Annotated in this window: 3 protein-coding genes; 2 read left to right on the forward strand and 1 reads right to left on the reverse strand. The window is 65.6% G+C overall.

Going from position 1 to position 4,634, the window contains the following annotated elements:
* Positions 1 to 1,177 precede the first annotated feature (1,177 nt).
* Positions 1,178 to 2,122, reverse strand: a complete 945-nt coding sequence (locus NJE57_RS19850; protein ID WP_319030211.1) for a chlorophyllase/cutinase-like alpha/beta fold protein — start codon at positions 2,120 to 2,122, stop codon at positions 1,178 to 1,180.
* Between the two features lie 117 nt (positions 2,123 to 2,239).
* On the opposite strand from NJE57_RS19850, the gene NJE57_RS19855 reads away from it, so the two are divergent.
* Both NJE57_RS19855 and NJE57_RS19860 read left to right on the forward strand, forming a co-directional pair.
* Positions 2,240 to 2,866 carry a TetR/AcrR family transcriptional regulator gene (locus NJE57_RS19855; protein ID WP_319030212.1) on the forward strand — a complete coding sequence of 209 codons (627 nt, stop codon included), beginning with the start codon at positions 2,240 to 2,242 and terminating at the stop codon, positions 2,864 to 2,866.
* Between the two features lie 995 nt (positions 2,867 to 3,861).
* On the forward strand, positions 3,862 to 4,050 hold the full coding sequence (locus NJE57_RS19860) for a hypothetical protein (RefSeq protein WP_319030213.1): 189 nt from the start codon (positions 3,862 to 3,864) through the stop codon (positions 4,048 to 4,050).
* Positions 4,051 to 4,634: the final 584 nt, after the last annotated feature.

Below are 4,634 nucleotides of genomic sequence, written 5' to 3' on the forward strand. Positions count from 1 at the left end.
AAACTGGCTGTTCAAAAAAACGCGACCCCCACGACAGGGATGTGAAAGGGTCGCAACCAAACAAAAAATTTGGCACTATCACAAACAAAACACACTGTTGAGTTCTCAAACAACACCCACACATCGATCCCCGATAAGTCTCTGACCACCGGTTCTCGAGGAACAACCACACTCCGCCGCCTCTTTCGGGGCAACTTCTCCAGCCTAGCGACTCTCCCCGTCCCGGTCAAACCGGCGGTTCCTGCCACATTCTGGAGCACATCACCCCCAGCAGCTCGAACCTCCCGGTCCGAACTCGCTCTTGGCGACTCCGATAAAGTTACACGCGGGCCAACGCAACACCAAATCTGCTGGTCAATCGATGTTTCGTGCACTCTCCCCCGTTCGAAGTGTGTGTCAACGAATGACCCGGGGGGGCTGGCCACCACTCGCGCTGTCGGCAGTACGGGCACTGTTGCAACGGCGAGTCCTCTCCCCCTCTGAAGAGCAGGGGCCTGGAGCGCACGCTTTCCGGGACAGGCGCGGTGACGCTTCTCCGCGAGACGTCTAGAGGGATCCCGTGGATCGAGCCGGCGACGCACACCGCGCAGGGACCGCCGACGACGTCCGTTGACGGCTCTGGCGAATCGTCCATGCTCAGACCGGATCACAGCTGCCGTGTCATCCCGCTGGATCGAGCGTGCACGGTTCCCCACGCAGCGCGGTGTCTTCACGGAGCCCGCGAGGGATCGCGGATACGGGGCTTCGGGTACGTATTCCGGTCGCCCCGGACCGTGTGGATCTGCCGATCTCGACTCGGGTATCGCTCTCCCCGGGGTGCGCAGACGGCAGGAGAGGTGGCTGGTGCTCTGGCCGGGGCCGGGGCCGCGGCCGGCCATGATTGCGCACAATCATGAATCTCGGGCACGGCCCGGATTGAGTAGCACCACCTTCGGAGAACGTCGAGGCCCAGGATCGGAGCCCTCGTCGACGACGGGTGAGTACTCGTTTCGCGTTTGTTGCCGATGAGGTGGTGAGACCGGCGGGAGTCGAGGGCGCCGGCGGCGCAGGATCCGAAACGGCGGTATGTGAAACCTGCTCCCCCTTTGACCGCGCAGTGCCCGGCGTGTCCGGGCGGAATCGGCGAAGCCCTTTTCCGTCACGGTGGTGGAGTCGGTGACGGGAGGAGCCCGGGCTTTCACCTGCTGTCGACACGACCGATCGGGTCAGTGCCGTCGCGGAATACACTGCGGGCGCAGGCCCAACTGTCCGCGTCGACCTGCAGGGCGGTGCGGAGGTAGGCGGTGCTCAATCGCTGTATTACGGCGACCCGTTCCGGGTTCTCGTCGGTGGTCTCCGCGACTTCGTAGCCGACGATCCCGCCCAGCGCGTGCTCGGCACCGTAGAAGGTGAGGAGGTCGGTGGCGCCGGGGCTGTGCGTGTACGCATCGGTGAACCAGTCCGGTCCGCGGCTGGACATCTTCGACTGGTCCTGGTCACCCGCGACCACGAGGGTCGGGGTGGTCAGCTCCCGGAAAGAGGGACGCATGAACGGGAAGTTCGCCTGCGCGAACGGGTGTAGGTCGTCGCCGCCGAGACCAGTGGCGGCTAAGAGGACACCGGCGGTGACGCGGCTGTCGGACATGTCCTCCCCGACGTGGCCTTCCTCGTCAAAGATCCGTGCCCCGAGGAGGGACTGCGCTGTGTGACCGCCCCAGGAGTGACCTGTGGCGGCAACACGGCTGCGGTCGACGCGGCCGGCGAGGCCCGGGACGGCAGCCTCAATGCTGTCGAGCTGGTCGAGGATGCGGGTCAGGTCATTGATCCGCTCGGTCCAGATCGTCGGGAAGACGGGGTGGTCAAACCCGAACCCGTTCCGACGGGAGTCCAGGTGAGTGGGCTGGATGACTACGAAGCCCCGGGAAGCCCAGAACGCCGTCAGCGGCGCGTACCCGTCGAGGTTCCACCCGTTGCCGTGCGAGAACAGGACGACGGGCAGGCCAGTGCCGGTCGCTGGTGCCGACACGCGCACTTCCAGCGGGACAAGCCGGTCCGGGGCGGACAGTGCCACAGGAGCCACGGACACGACCGGGGAGCCCGAGCCGATGATGCCGTCCAGCGTTCCGACTATTGATGAGTGCATGGGGGTTTCCCTTCCGAGGAGCTACGCCCTGCCATACTTACGACGGAGCATTGCTCCGAAACGTTACGGAACATTGCTCCGTTACACAAGTGCGTGATCACCCAGCGAGGAGGGGCCATGAACGGCACCGAGGACGAAGGCAAGCCCGCCGGTGTGTCGAGAACGGGCGGCCGTCCGCGTCGGAGCCGGCAGGCTCTACTCGACGCAGCCGCGGCGGTGTTTGTGGAATCCGGCGTGGACGCACCCGTCCGTGAGATCGCAGCGAGAGCCGGAGTGGGGATGGGCACCATCTACCGCCACTTCCCGACCCGGCCGGAGTTGGTTGTCGCGGTGTACCGGCACCAGGTTGAAGCCTGTGCCGAGGCGGGGCCGAGGCTCCTCGCCGAGAGTGCGACAGCCGAAGTCGCGCTGCGCGCGTGGGTGGCACTATTCGTGGACTTCCTTGTGACCAAGCACGGCCTCGCCGGGGCCCTTCACGGCGACAACGCCGGATCAGATGCGCTCCACGCACACTTCGTCGACCGCCTCGTACCTGTCTGCGGCTCTCTCCTCCACGCGGCCCGCGCCGATCATCACGAACTCCCGGAACAAGAACCGGCCCTGAACGGGTACAGCCTCCTGAAGGGCGTCGGGAACCTCTGCATCGGAGCCGCGGGCGACCCCGACTACGACGCTGATCAGCTCGTTCAAGCCCTCGTGTCCGGCGCCCTCAGTCCTGGCCGGCCGTCGCAAGGGTGCGTCTGATAGACGGTCGGGTGTCGGGACGCGATCACGACACGAACCGCCGCGAGACCAGCGAGACCGAGCGAAGCTGCGCACAGCCAGCTGATCGAATGGCTGGCAGGGACCAACTCGCGCACCGTGCGCGTTCTGGGAGCTCGCCCGTTCGACGCGTTCGCCGAGGACGGTCGCACAGCGCCTTCGGCTAGCACGGCCCACGCAATTGATGGCGGGGTTCTGGGGGTCACGGGTGCGGCCCTGGCATTCTGGTCGGGGCCGCGACCGAAGGGCAACTCACAGTAGCCGTCAGTGGAGCGGGCGTGGCCTCGGCGGTGTCGTCGCATGTCGACCTGGCCGGGGGTGATGGTGCGCGCGTGGTTGGCCGAAAGATTGACGATGGTGTCGGCCGGCGATCCGGTCGGACAGTTCGGTGACCCAGTGACCCAGTGACCCAGTGGCTCGGTCCGGTCCGGTCCGGTCCAGGAGGCGACCATAGCGAGCGGCCGGTCTTCACGGTTGGCCAGAATGTCCAAGCCCTCCGGGACTGGGGTCGAGTCTTCGACACCGCGAAGATCCACAGGCGCAGACCCGGTGCGTGGCATCGAGCAGCAGAATGGCCCCATCGAACGCCCACCACGATTTGAGGAACACGTGCACCAGCACGATCGGTGTACCTCGTGTGCCAGCGGCGACGTAGTGCAGGGTCGCCCTGCTTCCATTTAGTGATGTTGTACGGGGCGCCTGAGGTGGTCATGTCCGGCCCCGAGGAAGTCGAGTGCGTATGGCCCTCAGGCACCGTCGGTGTCCATCGGGCTCGTAGCCGGCGGGTTCAGATGATGGAGACGTGGCCTGGAGCCCGGCTGGACCTGCTTCTAGCCGGCTTCACCACATTGGTCGATGAGGTCAGCATGGAAGTCGAACGCAATGGGTACCCAGGAGTGACGGCAACACACGAGTTCGCGCTACGGGTCATCGACAGCGGAGTTCAGAGCGCTTCTATTCGCGACAGGAGTCTGAGAGTGTCCACACAACCAGCCGCCAAGACCATCGCGGCCGGGCCGCGCGCATTTGACGCCCGCCGCACCCGTCCCGAGAAGCAGGTCGGTCTACCCGAGATGGACTCACTCGAGAAAGCTCTGTGGTTATCACGTCGCGGAAGTGAGCCACGCGGGAACAACGTCGAACACGCCGTCACCACCGCCGAGTAGCTGCAGACCCCACACAGCGACACTACTCAGGGCCATCGGACTCCCAGGCGACGGCGACGACACGATGAGCTACGCCATAGCCGGTACGGGCATGACGATCGCAGACGCCGCGATGACACACCCCCATACGGACCTCCTCCAGATGGTGCATAGCTCACCCGCGGGACTTCGAGAGCCAGAACAGTAGCCAAACGCGACTGAGGCGAGCGTGATTTCCGATGACTGGGCAAGACGCTTCTCCGGCATCTCGGTCCGCGGATAGGCGCCGGGCCGTCAATGACAACCAGACCACCGGGATCCTCTGCCCACCCGCTCGAGATCGTCAACCCCTCAGCGCGCCGGCCCGCCCGGCCAAGGTCACGCTGCCCACGACGAGGGGGACGAACAGTGACCACCTGCCAGTCGCGTCTGCGTCTGCCGGGAAAGCCGAGCCCATGACATGCGGAACCGCCATCCTCCCGGGGGTTGTCTGGTTTGTCTGGGGGGTAGGGGTGTGGGGTGGTGCCCCCCCTGGGGATGCAGGAAAGCCCCGGACCTGGGGTCCGGGGCTTTCGTGTGAAGTTGTGTTCGGCGGTGTCCTACTC

Source organism: Dietzia sp. PP-33 (genome assembly GCF_033790845.1).
Lineage (GTDB): Bacteria > Actinomycetota > Actinomycetes > Mycobacteriales > Mycobacteriaceae > Dietzia.